Here is a 17,290-nt window from a genome sequence, read left to right as displayed (position 1 = left end):
GGCTCAGGCCGCCAGTTTCTCCTTGAGGCACTGTTCGAAGTAACTGCGGGCGGCACGGAAGCGGCCTGCAGGAAAGTGAATACTGATTCCCTCCAGTGCTGCCATCAGCATTTCCAGGTGGGCATCCCAGCCTGCACAGGCAACCGGCACCAGGTGATCGTCTGGTAGCAACAGGGTCAGCGACAACCGGGTGCCATCGCCTTCCGGCGCCAGTTCCCACCGCAATGGCCGCTCCGGATCCTCCCCGGCACTCCAGGAATACGCCAGCAAGCGGTGCGGCTCACAGGCCGATATCCGACAATCAATGGGCGTGCCACTGTTACCGAAATCCAGCTGAACCCGGCCACCGGTGCGGGCGTCCAGCGTGCCCGGCGCCAGCCAGCTGGCCAGGTGCACCGAATCCGTCAGCATCTTCCAGACCAGCTCCGGCGAATGCTCCGTTACCCGCTCCAGCCGGGCGGTAACGCACCCGTCCTGCAATGCCAGGGAGCCACTGATCACCTCGTGTTCTGCGGACATAACACCTCCTTCCGAACCGCCAAACGCACAGATTTGAATAGTCCGACACGGTAGCAAGGCCCGCGCCCGGGTACCTTGATGAGCATCAACGCCAGGGGCAGGGTTTCAGGCACAAAAACGGGGTGTTTGCGGCAATCATCCACTAAAGGTCAATAGCCGTTTCTGAATCAGGCGCTAAAGTATCAGTACATCATTTTGCAATAGAGATACTGGCAACATGTACCCTGATCACTTTGACAAAGAAGACCTGATCCGCTGTGGCCATGGCGAATTATTCCCTGGCGCCATGCGCCTGCCCATCGACGAAATGCTGATGGTCGACCGCATTACCCACGTGGGCGCCGATGACGGCCTTTACGGTAAGGGCAGTCTGGTGGCAGAACTGGACATCAACCCGGACCTCTGGTTCTTCAAGGTTCACTTCGAAGGCGACCCGGTAATGCCGGGCTGTCTGGGCCTCGACGCCATGTGGCAGCTGGTCGGTTTCTTCCTGGCCTGGAGCGGTGGCGAAGGCAAGGGCCGGGCACTGGGTGCCGGCGAAGTGAAATTCTTTGGTCAGGTTCTGCCTGACAACAAAAAGGTAACCTATTACCTGGATATCAAGCGGCTCATCCGCCGCAAGCTGACCATGGCCATTGCGGATGCCCGCATGGAAGTGGACGGGCGGGAAATCTATACCGCCAAGGACCTTCGGGTTGGCCTGTTCACCTCTACAGATGACTTTTAGGAGTTAGAACGATGCGTCGCGTAGTTATTACCGGCATGGGGATTGTCTCCAGCCTTGGCAACAACCAGAAAGAAGTCGCCCAGTCCCTTCGTGAATCCCGCTCAGGCATTGCCTTCAGCGAGGAAGCCCGGGACAACGGCTTGCGCAGCCACGTAGCAGGCAAGATCGACCTGAACCTGTCCGAGCTGATCGACCGTAAGATCTGGCGCTTTATGAGCCCGGCAGCAGGCTACTGCTACCTGGCAGCAAAAGAAGCCATCGAGCAGGCAGGCCTGACCGACGAGCAGCTGCGTGCCAACACCACGGGCGCCGTATTCGGCACCGGTGGCGCGTCCACCGTGGAACTGCTGGATGCGATCGACACCCATCGCGACAAAGGCATTCGCCGGGTAGGCCCTTACCGGGTTCCCCGCACCATGGGCAGCGCCATCAACGCGTCCATCACCACGGCGTTCGGTATTACCGGCATCAACTACGGCATTACCTCTGCCTGCGCGACCAGTGCCCACTGTATCGGCCACGCGGCTGACCAGATCGCCCTGGGCCGCCAGGATGTGATGCTGGCTGGCGGTGGCGAAGACATCCACTGGACCCTGAGCCTGATGTTCGATGCCATGGGCGCACTGTCCACCAAGTACAACGACACGCCGGAACAGGCCTCGCGCACCTACGATGCAGACCGTGACGGTTTCGTGATCTCCGGTGGTGGCGGCACGCTGGTACTGGAATCACTGGAACACGCGGAAGCCCGCGGTGCCACCATCCTGGGCGAACTGGTCGGCTTCGGTGCCACCTCTGACGGCGCCGACATGGTTGCCCCGAGCGGTGAAGGCGCCATTCGCTGCATGAAACAGGCCCTGGCCAACATCGACGGCGAAATCAGCTACATCAACACCCACGGCACCAGCACCCCGGCTGGCGACGTAACCGAGCTGAAAGCCCTGAAGGAAACCTTCGGGGACAAGATTCCACCGCTGAGTTCCACCAAGCCCCTGTGCGGCCACGCCCTGGGTGCCGCCGGCGTGCATGAGGCAATCTACAGCCTGATCATGCAACGGGAAGGCTTTATTGCCCCGTCTGCCAACATCCAGAACCTGGATGAAGGTGCCGAAGGCTACCCCATCGTTCGTGAACGCATGAACAACCAGAACATGGACCTGGTGATGAGCAACAGCTTCGGCTTCGGCGGCACCAACGCCACCCTGATCTTCAAGAAGGTGTGATCAGGACAGCCTGAGTGAGCGGTATTCAGCCGGCGGAGTGCCCATCCAGCGCTTGAACGCCCGGCTGAATGCACTCAGCTCCGAGAAACCAAGCTGTTCGGCGATTTCTACCAGCGGCTTGGTTTTATCCTTCATGTAAGTCAGCGCCTGCTCCCGGCGTACCTGCTCCAACAAGGCTGCAAACGTCAGCCCCTCTTCGCGTAACTTTTTGTGCAGGGTGTAGCGGCTCATATTCAACTGCCCGGCCACCGTTTCCACACCTACCTTTCCCCGTTCCAACTGAACCCGGATCAGCTTACTCACCCGAATGCTCAGGGAACGCTTTGAATTTTCAGGCCTTACAGGCTCTGATGCCATGCTGGTTCCTCCTGCCATTTCATGCTGGCCCAATCTGCAAACTCCATCAGCGTACACATGTTAGCCGAAACTGATCAATAAGACCTTTGAGCGAGATCAATGGCACAGCCACCCGTTTGTGGAAAACTGCACCCTTTCCATAATAGCCCACCTGCAGCCATCGACTTCCTGAATAAACCCGGAGACACCATGACTTTCCCGGAACTGCTCGCTCCCGCCGGCACCCCCGAACACCTGGAAACCGCCTTTGCCTACGGTGCCGATGCCGTTTACGCCGGCCAGCCAAGGTACTCCCTGAGAGTAAGGAACAACAGTTTCAAAGACGTTGCAGCCCTGGGCGCAGGGATTGCACGGGCCCACGAACTGGGTAAACAGTTCTACCTGGTCTCCAACATCGCACCCCACAACGACAAGGTGCGCAGTTACCTGAGGGACCTTGCCCCGGTGCTGGAGCAGAAGCCGGACGCCCTGATCATGTCAGACCCCGGGCTGATCATGCTGGTGCGGGAAAACTGGCCGGACCAGCCCATCCACCTGTCGGTGCAGGCCAACGCCGTAAACTGGGCCACCGTAGAGTTCTGGCGCCGCCAGGGCATCAACCGGGTGATCCTGTCCCGGGAACTGGCCCTGAATGAAATCCGCGAGATCCGTGAGAAAGTGCCGGAAATGGAGCTGGAAGTGTTCGTACACGGCGCCCTGTGCATGGCCTACTCCGGCCGCTGCCTGCTGTCTGGCTATATGAACCATCGAGACGCCAACCAGGGCGCCTGCACCAACGCCTGCCGCTGGAACTACAAGCCGGTGCAGCACAGCCATGACCAGACCGGCGACCTGATTGCCACCTCTGCCGACAGCGTGGAAACCTTCGAACCCAAAGAAATCCTGCTGGAAGAGCCCAACCGCCCCGGAGGCTTCATTCCCGCCTACGAGGACGAACACGGCACCTACATCATGAACTCCAAGGACCTGCGTGCCATCCAGCACGTGGCGGAACTGGTGAACATGGGCGTGCACTCCCTGAAAATCGAAGGCCGCACCAAGAGCACCTACTACGTGGCCCGCACCACCCAGGTGTACCGCAAGGCCATAGACGACGCCCTGGCCGGCAAGCCCTTCGACATGCACATGATGGATGAACTGGAAGCGCTGTCTAACCGGGGCTACACCGAAGGCTTCCTGCGCCGCCACGTGCCCCAGGAATACCAGTCCTACGAACAGGGCTCGTCCTATCTGGGCACCCAGCAGGTGGTCGGCACCATCAGCGATGCCGATGACCGCTGGCTCACCATCGACGTGAAGAACAAGTTCGCCCCGGGCGACCAGCTGGAACTGATCACCCCGGCCGGCAACCTTCACTTCCGTGCCAATGCCATGGAAAACCGCAACGGCGAAGCCATGGAATACGCACCGGGCAGCGGCCACTTTGTGCGCATTCCCAAGCCGGAAGGCCTGCCTGAATCCCTGCAATTCAGCTACCTGACCCGCATCCTGCCGGCCGGTTAACGCATCCGGAAGGCTTCCTGGTGGAAGCGCACCCGTCCCGGCCAAAGCCTCCGCAGCCCTTTGCGGAGGCTGTCCGCCATCCCTTGTGGCCCGCAAAACCATACTTCTGCTCGCTCACCGCGGGCGGCATCCGCAGCCAGAGCCTCAGCCGTCAGCCTGCCACTGGCCCCACCATGCAGGTGCAGATCAACCCCCGGACGGGCCGCGCACAGGGATTCCAGCCGAGCCACGAACGGATCATGCCCGGGATCTGTCACGCAGTAGTGAACATCAGCCCGAACCTCATCCTCGCCTCGCGAATCCAATGACTCCAGCCAGGCCAGAAACGGTGTAATACCAATTCCGCCTGCTACCCAGATCTGCCGAACACCGGCCCTGGCCCGATCAAGCTGGAACCGGCCATAGGGGCCTTCCACTTTCACCGGATCTCCTGCAACCAAACGACCTGACAGCTTTTGCGTGTAATCTCCGAGAGCCTTGATGGCAAAGGTCACAGTCTTGTCGCCACGGTCTGCACTGGCGATCGTAAACGGGTGATGCCCCTCAAACCGGTCAAAGATCACAAAAGCAAACTGGCCGGCACGATGCCCGCGCCAGGTATCAGCCAGCTTGCAAGTCACCTCGAGAATATCGCGGGACACCCGCTCTACCGAAATCACCGTTCCTTCGCTTGAGCGCCCGGCCCCGATACGCCCCGTCAGCGACCAAACGCTGGCAACGCTGCCCGCTACAAACAAGACCGCCATCAACCACCCCAGTGGCCCTTGCCAATACCCGGCAGGAGCAAGCACCACCGCATGGAACACTACCAACAGATACAGCGCAGGCATTGCGCGATGCAACGGCCGCCACAAGCGGTAGGAAAACTGACGCCACAGGCTCAGCAACAACATGGCGAACATCAGATAAATAACAAACTCACCCAGGTCTTCGCCAAGATCCCGGAGCCCGCCCGGAAACGCCGAGAACTCATCGGCATCCAGCCGGGCGCTACGGCCCGCCAGATTCTCGAAAAGGTCCTCCGACATTTCCAGCAACCAGTGCGCGGCGGCAAACAAAACCGCCAGAATCCCGCCCCACTTGTGCAGACGATAGATCTTATCCATGCCCCCGAGCGGCTTTTCGAGCCAGGCGGGGCGAGTCGCCAGCACCATAACCATCGACATCAACGCCACCGAAAGCAGGCCACTGAGAAACAGGCTTTCCAGATACACAGCCCAGACAGTGGAACCGGCATCCGGATAGCCCGGAGCCATTAGCTGATACGCCCAACCAACGGTTACCAAAGCGATTACACCAACAAGAACAAGCAACATGATTCAGCTTCCCCAGATCCCTCACAGAAGGCGGATTGCCTTCCGCAACTACAGCCTGCAACAGGCCGCCTGAACCTTCGCTGAGCAAGGCGTTAATGTTCCATTCATCTGGGGCTGAAAGGCTGACTAAGGTATAATCCTTACACGACCGATTTAATACCTGACTAAATTACTCTGGTATTGTATAATCACTCGCCAGAAGCATCGGGGAAACCGGGCCAACAGAGCCCTGCCCCGCCACTCAGGCACCAAGCCCCAGATGAGAGAATTACGGAGCGACGATCATGGCGACCACCGATAAAGAGGTGAAAGAGCTGATCAAACGGGAATACGAACACGGATTCGTGACCGAGATTGAATCCGACACCTTCGAGCCCGGCCTCAACGAAGACGTAATCCGCCGCCTGTCCGAGATCAAGCAGGAGCCGGAGTTCATGCTGGAATGGCGCCTGAAGGCCTACCGTCGCTGGCTGGAAATGGACGAGCCGGAATGGGCCCACGTGGACTTCCCGAAGGTGGACTACGACGCCATCTCTTACTACTCCGCGCCCAAGAAAAAAGAAGACATGCCCCAGAGCCTGGACGACGTTGATCCGGAGCTGCTGCGCACCTACGAAAAACTGGGCATCCCCCTGCACGAACGGGCCAAGCTGGCCGGTGTAGCGGTTGATGCGGTCTTCGATTCCGTTTCGGTAGCCACCACCTTCAAGGAACCGCTTGAAAAAGCCGGCGTGATCTTCTGCCCCATTTCCGAGGCGGTACAGAAGTATCCGGAACTGGTGAAGAAATACCTGGGCAGCGTAGTCCCGGCCGGCGACAACTACTTCGCTGCCCTGAACTCCGCCGTATTCTCCGACGGCTCCTTCGTTTACATCCCGAAGGGCGTTCGCTGCCCCATGGAACTGTCCACCTACTTCCGGATTAACGCCGCCAACACCGGCCAGTTCGAACGTACCCTGATCATCGCCGAAGAAGGCAGCTACGTGAGCTACCTGGAAGGCTGCACCGCCCCCATGCGGGACGAAAACCAGCTGCACGCAGCGGTGGTAGAACTGGTCGCCCTGGACGACGCCCAGATCAAATACTCTACCGTACAGAACTGGTATCCGGGCGACGAAAACGGCAAAGGCGGCATCTACAACTTCGTCACCAAGCGCGGCGCCTGCATCGGCAAAAACTCCAAGATCTCCTGGACCCAGGTAGAAACCGGCTCCGCCATCACCTGGAAATACCCGAGCTGCGTACTGCGCGGTGAGAACAGCGTAGGCGAGTTTTACTCCGTCGCCCTCACCCACAACTACCAGCAGGCCGACACCGGCACCAAGATGATCCACCTGGGCAAGAACACCCGGAGCACCATCATCTCCAAAGGCATCTCCGCCGGCCGCAGCTCCAACGCCTACCGCGGCCTGGTGAAATTCGGTCCGGGTGCAGAAGGTGCGCGTAACTTTACCCAGTGCGACTCGCTGCTGATCGGCGACCGCTGCGGCGCCCACACCTTCCCGTACATCGAAAGCAAGAACAAATCGGCCATCGTGGAACACGAAGCCACCACATCCAAGGTCAGCGACGAGCAGATGTTCCTGTGCCGTCAGCGTGGTATCGACCCGGAGCAGGCGGTGTCCATGATCGTGAACGGCTTCTGCAAGGAAGTGTTCAAGGAGCTGCCGATGGAGTTTGCGGTAGAAGCCGGCAAGCTGCTGGAAGTGAGCCTAGAAGGCTCCGTCGGTTAACGGGACGGCATACACAAAAGTATCGCGGAAGCCGTCAGGGTGTCCCTTCCGGGATCGTCAAAATCAGGGATGATTTTGTCGAGCGTACAGGGACGTATTCACAGCGTATCCCGGAAGGGACACCCTGATGGCTGACTCCCCCAGAATTTGGGGCGGACAAAGAATTCAGACGGTTAAAAAGAGAGAAGCGTACAAATGCTGAGCATCAAAAACCTGCACGCCTCCGTTGAGGGCAAAGAAATCCTCAAAGGCATCAACCTGGAGATCAAAGCCGGGGAAGTTCACGCCATCATGGGCCCGAACGGTTCCGGTAAGAGTACCCTGTCACAGGTTCTGGCAGGCAACGACGCATTTGAAGTCACCAGCGGCGAAGTCACCCTCAACGGCGACAACCTGCTGGACCTGGAAACCGAAGAACGCGCCCGGGAAGGCATCTTCCTGGCATTCCAGTACCCGGTGGAAATCCCCGGCGTAAGCAACCTGCAGTTCCTGCGCACCGCCGTAAATGCCATGCGCAAGCACCGGGGCGAAGAAGAAATGAACGCTGCCGAGTTCATGAAGCTGGCGAAGGAAGTCTCCAAGCAGGTAGACCTGGACCCGGCTTTCCTCAAGCGCGGCGTGAACGAAGGTTTCTCCGGTGGCGAGAAAAAGCGTAACGAAATCATGCAGGCCCTGCTGCTGCAGCCGAAACTGGCCATTCTGGATGAAACCGACTCCGGCCTCGACATCGACGCCCTGCAAGTCGTATCCAACGGCGTCAACGCCCTGCGTGCCGAAGACCGCGCCATCCTGATGGTGACCCACTACCAGCGCCTGCTGAACCACATCGTGCCGGATTACGTGCACGTACTGGCCGGCGGCAGAATCGTCAAATCCGGCGGCCGCGAACTGGCCCTGGAACTGGAAGAAAAAGGTTACGGCTGGTTGGGCATCAAAGACGAAGACACCAGCAACTGATCAGGAGGCCGCGGAATGAAATCTGTACCTATGCTTTCCGGCGCTTTCCTGCAGCCGGCCGGGCAATCCCTGCCGGAACCTTTGCTGGCACTGCGTAACGAGCGGGCTGCAGCACTGGCAGACATGCCCATGCCGACCCGGAAAACCGAAAACTGGAAATACTCCAGCAAGTACCTGAAGCTGACCGAAGACATGGCCGCCACCCTGCCGGCTACCGGAAAGGCCAGCAGCCTGGACGTACCCGGTTACCGGATTGTGCTCAACAACGGTGCAATCAACCGCGCCGACAGCCAGTACCCGGACCAGGGCGGCATCACCGTTCAGCACTTCAGCGACCTGAATGCGGACGACGCCAGCGCCCTGGCGCAGAAACTGGGCAGCACCCTCGATGCAGAGCAAACCCAGTTTGCCCAGATCAACAGCGCCCGCTTTGAAGACGGCCTGCTGATTCGCCTTGGCGCCAACGCCGTGCTGGACAAGCCGCTGTTCATCATCCATGAAACCGCGGCTACCCAGAATGGCTCTGCCTTCCCGCGCATTTTTGTCGAGGCCGGCACCAACAGCCAGATGACGCTGGTGGAAGCCTACGTCTCCGAAGGCGATTCTGCGGCCCTGGTTGATACCGTTACCGAATTCCAGCTGGCTGATGGCGCCAACATCACCAGCATTCGCCTGACCATGGAAGGCGAAACCGTGCAGCACATTGGCGCTACCGGCGTACTGCAACAGCGCAACTCCCGCTTCGAGAGCCACTGCGTAGGCTTCGGCGGCCCGCTGCGCCGGCACGACCTGCAGGTTCGCCTGGAAGGCGAAGGCGCGGAAACCAAGCTCAATGGCGTGGTGGTTACCCAGGGTAAACAGCACTACGACAACCACACCTCCATTGACCACGTAGCCGCCCACTGCAACAGCGAAGAGACCTACCGCAACATTGCTGCGGACCAGTCCCACGCGGTGTTTAATGGCCGAATTCATATCCACCAGGACGCTCAGAAGTCCAACGCGGATATGAACAACAAGAACCTGCTGCTGTCCAACGGTGCCGAAATCGACACCAAGCCGGAACTGGAAATCTACGCGGATGACGTCAAGTGCGCCCACGGTGCTACCATCGGCCAGCTGGACGAAACCTCCGTGTTCTACCTGGTTTCCCGTGGCATAGGTCGCCGGCAGGCCAACGTATTGCTGACCATGGCGTTCATCAACGAACTGGTTGAGCAGATTCCGGTAGAAGCCGTGCGCGAAACCGCCCAGGCGCGGTTGAATGATTTCTTCGATCAAACCTTTCAGGAGGCCTGAGCGGCATGACCGATCTGTCTGTGGCAACCAACACCACCTCGCCGGCGCTTGATGTGGAAAGCATCCGCCGCGACTTCCCGATCCTGGCACAGGAAATCAACGGGAAGCCCCTGGTGTATCTGGACAACGGCGCCTCGGCCCAGAAGCCCGTCGCCGTGCTGGATGCCATGGACCGCTACTATCGGGAAATGCACTCCAACGTGCACCGTGGCGCCCACACCCTGGGCGACCGGGCCACGACCGCCTTTGAAGGTGCCCGGAAAGTGGTTCGCCACTTCCTGAACGCACCCGGCACCAACGAAATCATCTGGACCCGCGGCACCACCGAGGCCATCAACCTGGTGGCCAACGGCCTGGCCCCGCGCCTGAAAGCCGGCGACGAAATCCTGGTCAGCCATATGGAGCACCACGCCAACATCGTGCCCTGGCAGATGGTGGCCGAGCGCACCGGCGCCAGGGTGATCCCTGTGCAGGTAACCCCGGAAGGCGAGCTGGACCTGGACTCTTTCAACAGCCTGCTGAACGAGCGCACCCGGGTACTGGCCCTCACCCACGTCTCCAACGTGTTGGGAACGATAAACCCGATCGCGCCGCTGATCGAGCAGGCGAAGAAACAGGGCGTGATTACCCTGATCGACGGTGCCCAGGCCGTACCCCACTTCAAGCCGGATGTGCAGGCATTGGGCTGCGACTTCTACGTGTTCTCTTCCCACAAACTGTTCGGCCCCACCGGTATCGGTGTGCTGTATGGCCGCGCGGAACTGCTGGAAGAGATGCCTCCATACCAGGGCGGCGGCGAGATGATCGAGCGGGTATCGTTCGAGCGTACCACCTGGAACGTACTGCCCTACAAATTTGAAGCCGGCACCCCGGCCATCGCCGAAGCGGTTGGCCTGGCGGCAGCCATCAACTACCTGGACAGCCTGGACCGCAAGGCCATGGAAGCCGCCGAAAACGCCCTGCTGGCCCGTGCCAACGAGCTGGTGGAAACCGTGCCCGGCATGGAAATCATCGGTACCGCGAAACAGAAAGTGCCGGTAATGTCGTTCAAGATCGCCGGCCTGCACCCCAGCGACATCGGCACCCTGCTGGACCAGCAAGGCATTGCCATCCGCACCGGCCATCATTGCGCCATGCCTCTGATGGATTTCTACGGAGTACCCGGTACAGCCCGGGCTTCATTTGCGTTCTACAATACGCTGGAAGAGGTCGAGAAATTATTCACCGGCCTGCAGAAGATCCAGCGCCTGTTTGCCTGAGGAGGTGGAAACATGACAGCCGAAGTCTTCACCCCGAACACCGTGAACGTGACCATGACCCCGACAGCGGTCAAACACGTTCGCAAACAACTGGACAAGAAACCGGAAGCCAGGGGCATTCGCCTGGCCATCAAAAAGAGTGGCTGCTCCGGCTTCAAATACGAAACCCAGTGGGTAGAAACCCCCGAGTCCGACGACCGCATTTTTACCATCGACGGCGTGGATGTGTACGTAAAGCAGGAACACCTGCCCATGGTAAACGGCATTGAAATCGACTTTGTCACCGAAGGCGTGAACTCCCTGTTCCGCTTCCGCAACCCCAACGCTACGGCAGAATGCGGGTGCGGCGAGAGTTTTACGGTGGCTTGAACAGAGGTCTTACTGAGCATGCAAGAACGGGAAGTCGTACTGACAAAGCGCGAAGTGGAAGCCCGGCTGGTGCCTTCCGGTACGGAGATCATGATTCCGTCGGATACCTTCGTGACCATCACCCAGTCCCTCGGTGGCACGTTTACCGTGGCGGTGAACGGCAACCTGGCCCGGATTGAAGGCCACGACGCCGATGCCTTGGGCAAACAGCCCCTGGAAAGCAGCTTCGAGACCCCGGAAGACGGCACGGTTAACGAAAACCAGGTGTGGGAAGCCCTGCGCAACTGCTACGACCCGGAGATTCCGGTTAACGTGGTGGACCTAGGCCTGATCTACGACTGCCGGATCCAGAACGGCACCGAAGACGGCAACCACGTGTACATCAAGATGACCCTCACCGCGGCTGGCTGCGGCATGGGGCCGGTCATCACCAACGATGTACAAACCAAGGTGGAGCATGTGCCCAACGTGGACAAAGTGACCGTAGACCTCACCTTTGATCCGCCCTGGAACAACGATATGCTCACCGACGAAGCCAAGCTTGAACTGGGAATGCTATGACCGCCAGCAAGGAACAATTTCTCGAGAACCCTCTCGGTACCAAGACCACTCTGGAAGACGTTCTGGACGCCTTCGAATTCCTGGATGACTGGGAAGAACGCTACGCCTACATCGTGGACCTGGGCAAACAGCTGCCGGCGTTTCCGGATGAGGCCCGCATCGAAGAGAACTACGTGCACGGCTGCCAGAGTCAGGTCTGGCTGATCCACCATTACGATGAAGACAGTGGCAAACTGTTCCTGCTGATCGACTCCGACGCCATCATCGTGCGCGGCCTTGCGGCTATCATCCTGGTAGCCCTGAACGGCAAGACACCCCGCGACCTGCTCGCCACCGATATCGACGAACTGTTCGAGCAACTCGACCTGTTCCGCCACATCTCTCCCACACGCGGCAACGGCCTGCGTGCCATGGTTGGCAAGATCCGTGATATTGCAGCCACAGAAGCAGTCTGAGCCGGCTTAAACACAGGGTTTCCCATGCAAACCTATCTGGTAGGCGGCGCCGTTCGTGACCAACTGTTGGGCCTGAAGGTCAAAGACCGGGACTGGGTGGTGGTTGGCGCCACACCGGAGCAGATGAAGGCGCGGGGCTTCAAGCAGGTGGGTGCCGACTTCCCGGTGTTCCTGCACCCGAAAACCGGCGAGGAATATGCCCTGGCCCGCACCGAGCGCAAACAGGGCCGCGGCTATCACGGCTTTTCCGTGTACAGCGCGCCGGACGTTACCCTGGAGGAAGACCTCAAGCGCCGGGACCTGACCATCAACGCCATGGCGCAGGCTGAAGACGGCCAGCTGGTGGACCCGTTCGACGGCCATGCCGATCTTGAGCACAAAACCCTGCGCCATGTGTCCGAAGCCTTTGCCGAAGACCCCCTGCGCATTCTGCGCACCGCCCGCTTTGCCGCCCGCCTGCATCCGCTGGGCTTCAGCATCTGTCCTGAAACCATGACCCTGATGCGCCAGATGATTACCGATGGCGAACTGGAACATCTGGTGCCGGAACGGGTATGGCAGGAAATTCAGCGGGCCCTGCACGAAAATGCGCCCACCGTATTTTTCGAAGTCCTTCGGGAACTCGGAGCCCTGGCGGTACTGATTCCGGAGCTGGAGGGTGCAACCGTGTTCCGGGCCGGCGTTAAGGCCCTGGCGTGCATTCACCAAAAACATGGCAACACCGCCCAGCGCTTTGCCGCCTTGCTGAGTGCCGTACCGGAAGAACAAGCCATTGCGCGGGCCAAAGCAATGAAGAGCCCCAATGACTGCCGGGATCTCAGCCGGCTGACCTGCCGGTTTATGGCCGGACTGTCCCGGCAGCCTGCAGACAGTATTTCTTCAGAAGAGATCCTGGAACTGCTGGATACCGCAGACCTGTGGCGCCGCAGCGAGCGTTTCGATGCCCTGCTCGACACACTGGCCTGCACGCTCCCGGAGGAGCAACAAAGCCTTCTGGAGCAGTTGCACGCCGCTGCAGGAGAAGCTACCGGGGTAAATCCGCAGGACTTGCTGAAACAGGGCTTCAAGGGCAAGGAGCTCGGCGAAGCAATCCGGAACGAGCGGCTGGCGCGTATCACCCGGGTATTGAATCCATCATCCTGAGGAAGTCGTTATGGCTGCTCCCGTTGTTCTGATCACCGGTGCTGCCCACCGCCTGGGCGCCCACACTGCCGAAACCCTCCATGGCCGGGGCTGGAATGTGGTTATCCATTACCGGAGCCGGCAAGAACAGGCCCGGCAACTGATCGACAAACTGAACCGGGAACGGGCAGACTCCGCCACCTCGGTGCAGGCCGACCTGACCAATCCTGAAGACCTCGCCCGCCTGGCAAAAACCGCCTGCGAGCACTGGCAGCGGCTGAACGGACTGGTGAACAACGCGTCGGTGTTCTACCCCAACCCCACGGAAATCGCCACCGAGGACGACTGGCAAGGAATTATGGGCGCCAACCTGAAAGCCCCGTTCTTCCTGCTCCAGCACTGCCTGCCGGCCCTCAAGAAAAGCTCTGGTGCGGTGGTGAACCTGATCGACATCTACAGCGAAAAGCCCCTCAAGGACCACCCGCTGTACTGCGCCAGCAAGGCCGGCCTCGCCGCCCTTACCCGCTCCTGGGCCAAGGACCTGGCGCCGGATGTCCGGGTAAACGGCGTATCGCCCGGCGCGATACTGTGGCCGGAGGGCGAGGCCGAAATTGACGCGGATTATCAAAAAGCTATTCTGGACAAGACCCCACTCGCCCGCACCGGCAACCCGTCGGATATCGCCGGCGCCATCACCTGGCTGATTTGTGATGCCCCCTTCGTAACCGGCCAGATTATCAGCGTTGACGGTGGCCGTAGCCTGAACATGTAAACCGCCCACAGCCACTACCCGACCATGGTGGCTTTGGCGCCCCGCCACTTTACCGCTACAATGCCCGCCATCTATTTCATACGAGGCGGGCCTGTTCCGAGCCTGCCCACTACAACGGAGATTTCCCATGCGTGATGTCGTGATCGTTGCCGCAAAACGTACCGCTGTCGGCAGTTTTGGTGGTGGCTTGTCCAGCCTGCGTGCTGACCAGCTCGGTACTGCCGTTATCAAGGCCCTGATGGAAGAAACCGGCATCGCCGGCGAGCAGGTGGGTGAGGTCATTCTCGGCCAGGTGCTCACCGCCGGTTGCGGCCAGAACCCGGCCCGCCAGGCGGCCATCAACGCCGGCCTGCCCAGTTCGGTACCGGCCATCACCATCAACAAGGTGTGTGGCTCCGGCCTGAAGGCAGTTCATATGGCCGTGCAGAGCATCCAGTGTGGCGACGCTGAAGTGGTGATTGCCGGCGGCCAGGAAAGCATGAGCCAGGCCCCGCACGTGCTCCCCAACAGCCGCAACGGCCAGCGCATGGGTAACTGGAGCATGATCGACACCATGGTGAACGATGGCCTGTGGGATGCTTTCAACGATTACCACATGGGTATCACTGCCGAGAACATTGTCGAGAAGTATGGCATCAGCCGTGAAGAGCAGGACGCCTTTGCCGCCGCCTCCCAGCAAAAGGCGGTCGCGGCCCAGAACGCCGGCTACTTTGACGGCCAGATCGTTCCGGTCAGCATTCCCCAGCGCAAGGGCGACCCGATTGTTGTAGCCAAAGACGAATGCCCCCGCGATGGCGTTACCGGTGACAGCCTGGCCAAACTGCGCCCGGCCTTCAAGAAAGACGGTACCGTCACCGCTGGTAATGCCTCATCCCTGAACGATGGCGCCGCTGCCGTTCTGGTATGCAGTGCCGAGAAAGCCAGGGAGCTGGGTCTGACCCCGCTTGCCACCATCAAGGCCCACGCCAATGCAGGTGTAGACCCCACCATCATGGGCACCGGCCCCATCCCCGCCAGCCAGCGTTGCCTGGAGCGGGCCGGCTGGAGCGCCGCAGACCTGGACCTGGTTGAAGCAAACGAAGCCTTCGCAGCCCAGGCGATCTCTGTAAACCGGGATATGGGCTGGGATACCGACAAGGTAAACGTGAATGGCGGCGCCATTGCCATCGGCCACCCGATTGGCGCTTCCGGCTGTCGCATCCTGGTCAGCCTGCTGCACGAAATGGCACGCCGCGACGCCAAGAAAGGCCTGGCGACCCTGTGCATTGGTGGTGGCATGGGTGTAGCCCTGGCCGTGGAACGCTAAGCCACGTGCTGCACGTTGTACTCTATGAGCCGGAGATACCGCCAAATACTGGCAACATCATCCGGCTCTGCGCCAACACCGGCTGCCAGCTGCACCTGATTGAACCTCTGGGCTTCTCCCTGGAGGACAAGCAGATGCGCCGGGCCGGGCTGGATTACAGCGAATACGCCACGGTAAAGATCCATCCGGATTACGCCAGTTTTCTGGAAACCGAACAGCCAGCCCGGTTGTTCGGTCTCACCACCAAGGGTTCACGGCAGTACCACGAAGTAGCCTTCGAGGATGGTGACTACCTGATGTTCGGCCCGGAAACCCGGGGCCTGCCTGTTGATGTGCGGGAAGCTCTGCCAGCGGAGCACCGGCTGCGGGTGCCCATGCAACCACAAAGCCGCAGCCTGAACCTGTCCAACACTGCCGCCTTGGTGGTGTATGAAGCCTGGCGACAGCTGGGTTTTCCCGGAGCGGTGTAGCGCAGTCAAAAGTTTACAGGCATAAAAAAACCGGCGTTGGCCGGTTTTTTTATGCTTCGAAGAACGACTGCAGCAATCAGTGCGTCTGCTCTTCCTTCGCTTCGCCTGCGGCTTCTTCCTGCTTGCGCTTGAGCGCCTGGGCGTAGATCGCATCGAAGTTCACCGGCGCCAGCATCAGTGCCGGGAAGCTGCCACGGTTAACGGTGGCGTCGATGGCCTCGCGGGCGTACGGGAACAGGATGTTCGGGCAGTAGGCGCCGAGCATCTGGCCCAGCTGGGCACCTTCAATACCGGCTACCAGGAACACACCCGCCTGCTGGATTTCAACAATATAGGCGACCTTCTCACCCACCTTGGCGGTAACGGTCAGGGACAGAACCACTTCGTACTGGTTGTCGCTGAGCTTGTTGTGGGCGGTGTTCAGGTCCAGGTTCACCTGCGGCTTCCACTGCTCCTGGAATACCAGCGGCGAGTTGGGTGATTCAAAAGACAGGTCCTTCACATAGATGCGCTGAAGGGCGAACTGGGGTTGGTTCTGGTTTTCGTTGCCTGCGGCTTGCTGGTTCTCAGCCATGATCAGTCCTTTCATTTTCGTAGGTCGGGCGCAGCCCGTTGTTATAGTCACGTGTGCCGGAACAGTCTAAACACAGGCCCCGGCAGGTAATGTGAAACAGTGCTTCAGATCGGCAATCAGATCAAGCCCTGTTACTTTTTCACCAGCGGAAGGTTGCTGGCTTTCCAGTCGGCGATACCACCGTTCAGGCGCACCACGTTGGTAAAGCCTTCTTCCTTCAGGTACTTGACCGCCATTGCAGAGTGCTGGCCCATCTTGTCCACCACGATAATCTGCTTGTCTTTGTGCTTGCTCAGCTCGTTGGCACGGCCCTTGATACCACTCAGGGGAATGTTCAGAGAACCGGTAATACGACCTTCGCCGAAGTCTTTGCGATCACGGATATCCACCACTACGGCTTCGTCTTTGTTGATCAGAGACACCGCACCCTGGGCGGAAATCTTGGCACCACCACGGCGGGACTCCAGCACCAGAAGCGCCAGCAGCAGCGCCACGAAAACAGAAACCAGAATGTAGTGGTTAACAACGAATTCGAACAAGCGATCCATGAAACTACCCTGAAAATTTGATTTGGCGGGATTATACACACCCGTGACGGCTCAAAGAAGGCAAGTGGCACGTGCCAGGGGCCTCCTTTATAGCAACAGTGCATCAGGGCCATGCAAAGCCTTGGCGCTGCGCGCGTGGCCTGCACAAATGAAAACGGTTACAATCTGCCCCACTTTTACCACGATTCCCTTGCAATCTGTTTTCGCAACCAACCGGACG

At 59.7% G+C, this 17,290-nt stretch carries 19 protein-coding genes; 14 read left to right on the top strand and 5 right to left on the bottom strand.

Annotated elements, in window-relative coordinates:
• Positions 1-3: 3 nt before the first annotated feature.
• On the bottom strand, positions 4-519 hold the full coding sequence (locus tag LWH94_RS03785) for an SRPBCC family protein (protein ID WP_232901294.1): 516 nt from the start codon (positions 517-519) through the stop codon (positions 4-6).
• A 217-nt stretch (positions 520-736) separates the two neighbouring features.
• Here LWH94_RS03785 and fabA point away from each other — a divergent pair, with 217 nt between their 5' ends.
• Both fabA and fabB read left to right on the top strand, forming a co-directional pair.
• Positions 737-1,246 (top strand): bifunctional 3-hydroxydecanoyl-ACP dehydratase/trans-2-decenoyl-ACP isomerase, encoded by a 510-nt coding sequence (fabA, locus tag LWH94_RS03780; protein WP_022989297.1) that lies wholly within the window; start codon positions 737-739, stop codon positions 1,244-1,246.
• Between the two features lie 11 nt (positions 1,247-1,257).
• Positions 1,258-2,469: a beta-ketoacyl-ACP synthase I gene (fabB, locus tag LWH94_RS03775; RefSeq protein WP_232901293.1), complete on the top strand. Its 1,212-nt coding sequence runs from the start codon at positions 1,258-1,260 to the stop codon at positions 2,467-2,469.
• Here fabB and LWH94_RS03770 read toward each other — a convergent pair whose 3' ends face one another.
• Positions 2,470-2,826, bottom strand: coding sequence for a helix-turn-helix transcriptional regulator (locus tag LWH94_RS03770; RefSeq protein ID WP_022989295.1), 357 nt, complete (start codon positions 2,824-2,826; stop codon positions 2,470-2,472). It abuts the gene before it with no gap.
• Positions 2,827-3,015: 189 nt separating this feature from the next.
• Between LWH94_RS03770 and trhP the strand changes: the two genes are divergently transcribed.
• On the top strand, positions 3,016-4,329 hold the full coding sequence (trhP, locus tag LWH94_RS03765) for a prephenate-dependent tRNA uridine(34) hydroxylase TrhP (protein WP_058341734.1): 1,314 nt from the start codon (positions 3,016-3,018) through the stop codon (positions 4,327-4,329).
• On the opposite strand, the gene LWH94_RS03760 is transcribed toward trhP, so the two are convergent.
• Positions 4,326-5,645: a ferredoxin reductase family protein gene (locus LWH94_RS03760; RefSeq protein WP_232901292.1), complete on the bottom strand. Its 1,320-nt coding sequence runs from the start codon at positions 5,643-5,645 to the stop codon at positions 4,326-4,328. The two genes, trhP and LWH94_RS03760, sit on opposite strands and share 4 nt — an antisense overlap.
• Positions 5,646-5,929: 284 nt before the next feature.
• Between LWH94_RS03760 and sufB the strand changes: the two genes are divergently transcribed.
• From sufB to trmL, 11 genes are all read left to right on the top strand, one after another.
• Positions 5,930-7,378 (top strand): Fe-S cluster assembly protein SufB, encoded by a 1,449-nt coding sequence (sufB, locus tag LWH94_RS03755; protein WP_058341736.1) that lies wholly within the window; start codon positions 5,930-5,932, stop codon positions 7,376-7,378.
• Positions 7,379-7,573: 195 nt separating this feature from the next.
• The gene (gene sufC / locus LWH94_RS03750; protein WP_022989292.1) at positions 7,574-8,335 is read left to right on the top strand and encodes a Fe-S cluster assembly ATPase SufC; all 762 of its coding nucleotides are present in this window, start codon (positions 7,574-7,576) and stop codon (positions 8,333-8,335) included.
• A gap of 15 nt (positions 8,336-8,350) precedes the next feature.
• Complete coding sequence (gene sufD, locus LWH94_RS03745) at positions 8,351-9,634, top strand: Fe-S cluster assembly protein SufD (protein ID WP_232901291.1); 1,284 nt, start codon at positions 8,351-8,353, stop codon at positions 9,632-9,634.
• Positions 9,635-9,639: 5 nt separating this feature from the next.
• Positions 9,640-10,893: an aminotransferase class V-fold PLP-dependent enzyme gene (locus LWH94_RS03740; protein WP_232901290.1), complete on the top strand. Its 1,254-nt coding sequence runs from the start codon at positions 9,640-9,642 to the stop codon at positions 10,891-10,893.
• A 12-nt stretch (positions 10,894-10,905) separates the two neighbouring features.
• On the top strand, positions 10,906-11,262 hold the full coding sequence (locus tag LWH94_RS03735; RefSeq protein WP_232901289.1) for a HesB/IscA family protein: 357 nt from the start codon (positions 10,906-10,908) through the stop codon (positions 11,260-11,262).
• A gap of 18 nt (positions 11,263-11,280) precedes the next feature.
• Positions 11,281-11,823, top strand: coding sequence for a putative Fe-S cluster assembly protein SufT (gene sufT, locus LWH94_RS03730; protein WP_232901288.1), 543 nt, complete (start codon positions 11,281-11,283; stop codon positions 11,821-11,823).
• Positions 11,820-12,278, top strand: a complete 459-nt coding sequence (locus tag LWH94_RS03725; RefSeq protein WP_022989287.1) for a SufE family protein — start codon at positions 11,820-11,822, stop codon at positions 12,276-12,278. The genes sufT and LWH94_RS03725 overlap by 4 nt, the downstream gene beginning before the upstream one ends.
• Positions 12,279-12,302: 24 nt before the next feature.
• Positions 12,303-13,421: a multifunctional CCA tRNA nucleotidyl transferase/2'3'-cyclic phosphodiesterase/2'nucleotidase/phosphatase gene (locus LWH94_RS03720; RefSeq protein WP_232901287.1), complete on the top strand. Its 1,119-nt coding sequence runs from the start codon at positions 12,303-12,305 to the stop codon at positions 13,419-13,421.
• Between the two features lie 10 nt (positions 13,422-13,431).
• Positions 13,432-14,172: a pteridine reductase gene (locus tag LWH94_RS03715; RefSeq protein WP_232901286.1), complete on the top strand. Its 741-nt coding sequence runs from the start codon at positions 13,432-13,434 to the stop codon at positions 14,170-14,172.
• 127 nt (positions 14,173-14,299) lie between these two features.
• Positions 14,300-15,478 (top strand): acetyl-CoA C-acetyltransferase, encoded by a 1,179-nt coding sequence (locus LWH94_RS03710; RefSeq protein WP_232901285.1) that lies wholly within the window; start codon positions 14,300-14,302, stop codon positions 15,476-15,478.
• Positions 15,479-15,483: 5 nt separating this feature from the next.
• Complete coding sequence (trmL, locus tag LWH94_RS03705; protein ID WP_232901284.1) at positions 15,484-15,948, top strand: tRNA (uridine(34)/cytosine(34)/5-carboxymethylaminomethyluridine(34)-2'-O)-methyltransferase TrmL; 465 nt, start codon at positions 15,484-15,486, stop codon at positions 15,946-15,948.
• Between the two features lie 76 nt (positions 15,949-16,024).
• Here trmL and secB read toward each other — a convergent pair whose 3' ends face one another.
• Both secB and LWH94_RS03695 read right to left on the bottom strand, forming a co-directional pair.
• Positions 16,025-16,522, bottom strand: coding sequence for a protein-export chaperone SecB (gene secB / locus LWH94_RS03700; RefSeq protein WP_022989282.1), 498 nt, complete (start codon positions 16,520-16,522; stop codon positions 16,025-16,027).
• 131 nt (positions 16,523-16,653) lie between these two features.
• Positions 16,654-17,070, bottom strand: a complete 417-nt coding sequence (locus LWH94_RS03695; protein ID WP_022989281.1) for a rhodanese-like domain-containing protein — start codon at positions 17,068-17,070, stop codon at positions 16,654-16,656.
• Between the last annotated feature and the right edge of the window lie 220 nt (positions 17,071-17,290).

This window comes from Marinobacter sp. G11 (assembly GCF_021282325.1).
Taxonomy (GTDB): domain Bacteria; phylum Pseudomonadota; class Gammaproteobacteria; order Pseudomonadales; family Oleiphilaceae; genus Marinobacter; species Marinobacter vinifirmus.
The sequence above is the reverse complement of the archived record's forward strand: the minus strand, read 5'-3'. Positions and strand labels throughout refer to the sequence as shown.

Excerpts from the sequence above, each read along its gene's own strand:
- LWH94_RS03785 (WP_232901294.1), bottom strand. The coding sequence starts at position 519 with ATGTCCGCAGAACACGAGGTGATCAGTGGCTCCCTGGCATTGCAGGAC.
- fabA (WP_022989297.1), top strand. The coding sequence starts at position 737 with ATGTACCCTGATCACTTTGACAAAGAAGACCTGATCCGCTGTGGCCAT.
- fabB (WP_232901293.1), top strand. The coding sequence starts at position 1,258 with ATGCGTCGCGTAGTTATTACCGGCATGGGGATTGTCTCCAGCCTTGGC.
- LWH94_RS03770 (WP_022989295.1), bottom strand. The coding sequence starts at position 2,826 with ATGGCATCAGAGCCTGTAAGGCCTGAAAATTCAAAGCGTTCCCTGAGC.
- trhP (WP_058341734.1), top strand. The coding sequence starts at position 3,016 with ATGACTTTCCCGGAACTGCTCGCTCCCGCCGGCACCCCCGAACACCTG.
- LWH94_RS03760 (WP_232901292.1), bottom strand. The coding sequence starts at position 5,645 with ATGTTGCTTGTTCTTGTTGGTGTAATCGCTTTGGTAACCGTTGGTTGG.
- sufB (WP_058341736.1), top strand. The coding sequence starts at position 5,930 with ATGGCGACCACCGATAAAGAGGTGAAAGAGCTGATCAAACGGGAATAC.
- sufC (WP_022989292.1), top strand. The coding sequence starts at position 7,574 with ATGCTGAGCATCAAAAACCTGCACGCCTCCGTTGAGGGCAAAGAAATC.
- sufD (WP_232901291.1), top strand. The coding sequence starts at position 8,351 with ATGAAATCTGTACCTATGCTTTCCGGCGCTTTCCTGCAGCCGGCCGGG.
- LWH94_RS03740 (WP_232901290.1), top strand. The coding sequence starts at position 9,640 with ATGACCGATCTGTCTGTGGCAACCAACACCACCTCGCCGGCGCTTGAT.
- LWH94_RS03735 (WP_232901289.1), top strand. The coding sequence starts at position 10,906 with ATGACAGCCGAAGTCTTCACCCCGAACACCGTGAACGTGACCATGACC.
- sufT (WP_232901288.1), top strand. The coding sequence starts at position 11,281 with ATGCAAGAACGGGAAGTCGTACTGACAAAGCGCGAAGTGGAAGCCCGG.
- LWH94_RS03725 (WP_022989287.1), top strand. The coding sequence starts at position 11,820 with ATGACCGCCAGCAAGGAACAATTTCTCGAGAACCCTCTCGGTACCAAG.
- LWH94_RS03720 (WP_232901287.1), top strand. The coding sequence starts at position 12,303 with ATGCAAACCTATCTGGTAGGCGGCGCCGTTCGTGACCAACTGTTGGGC.
- LWH94_RS03715 (WP_232901286.1), top strand. The coding sequence starts at position 13,432 with ATGGCTGCTCCCGTTGTTCTGATCACCGGTGCTGCCCACCGCCTGGGC.
- LWH94_RS03710 (WP_232901285.1), top strand. The coding sequence starts at position 14,300 with ATGCGTGATGTCGTGATCGTTGCCGCAAAACGTACCGCTGTCGGCAGT.
- secB (WP_022989282.1), bottom strand. The coding sequence starts at position 16,522 with ATGGCTGAGAACCAGCAAGCCGCAGGCAACGAAAACCAGAACCAACCC.
- LWH94_RS03695 (WP_022989281.1), bottom strand. The coding sequence starts at position 17,070 with ATGGATCGCTTGTTCGAATTCGTTGTTAACCACTACATTCTGGTTTCT.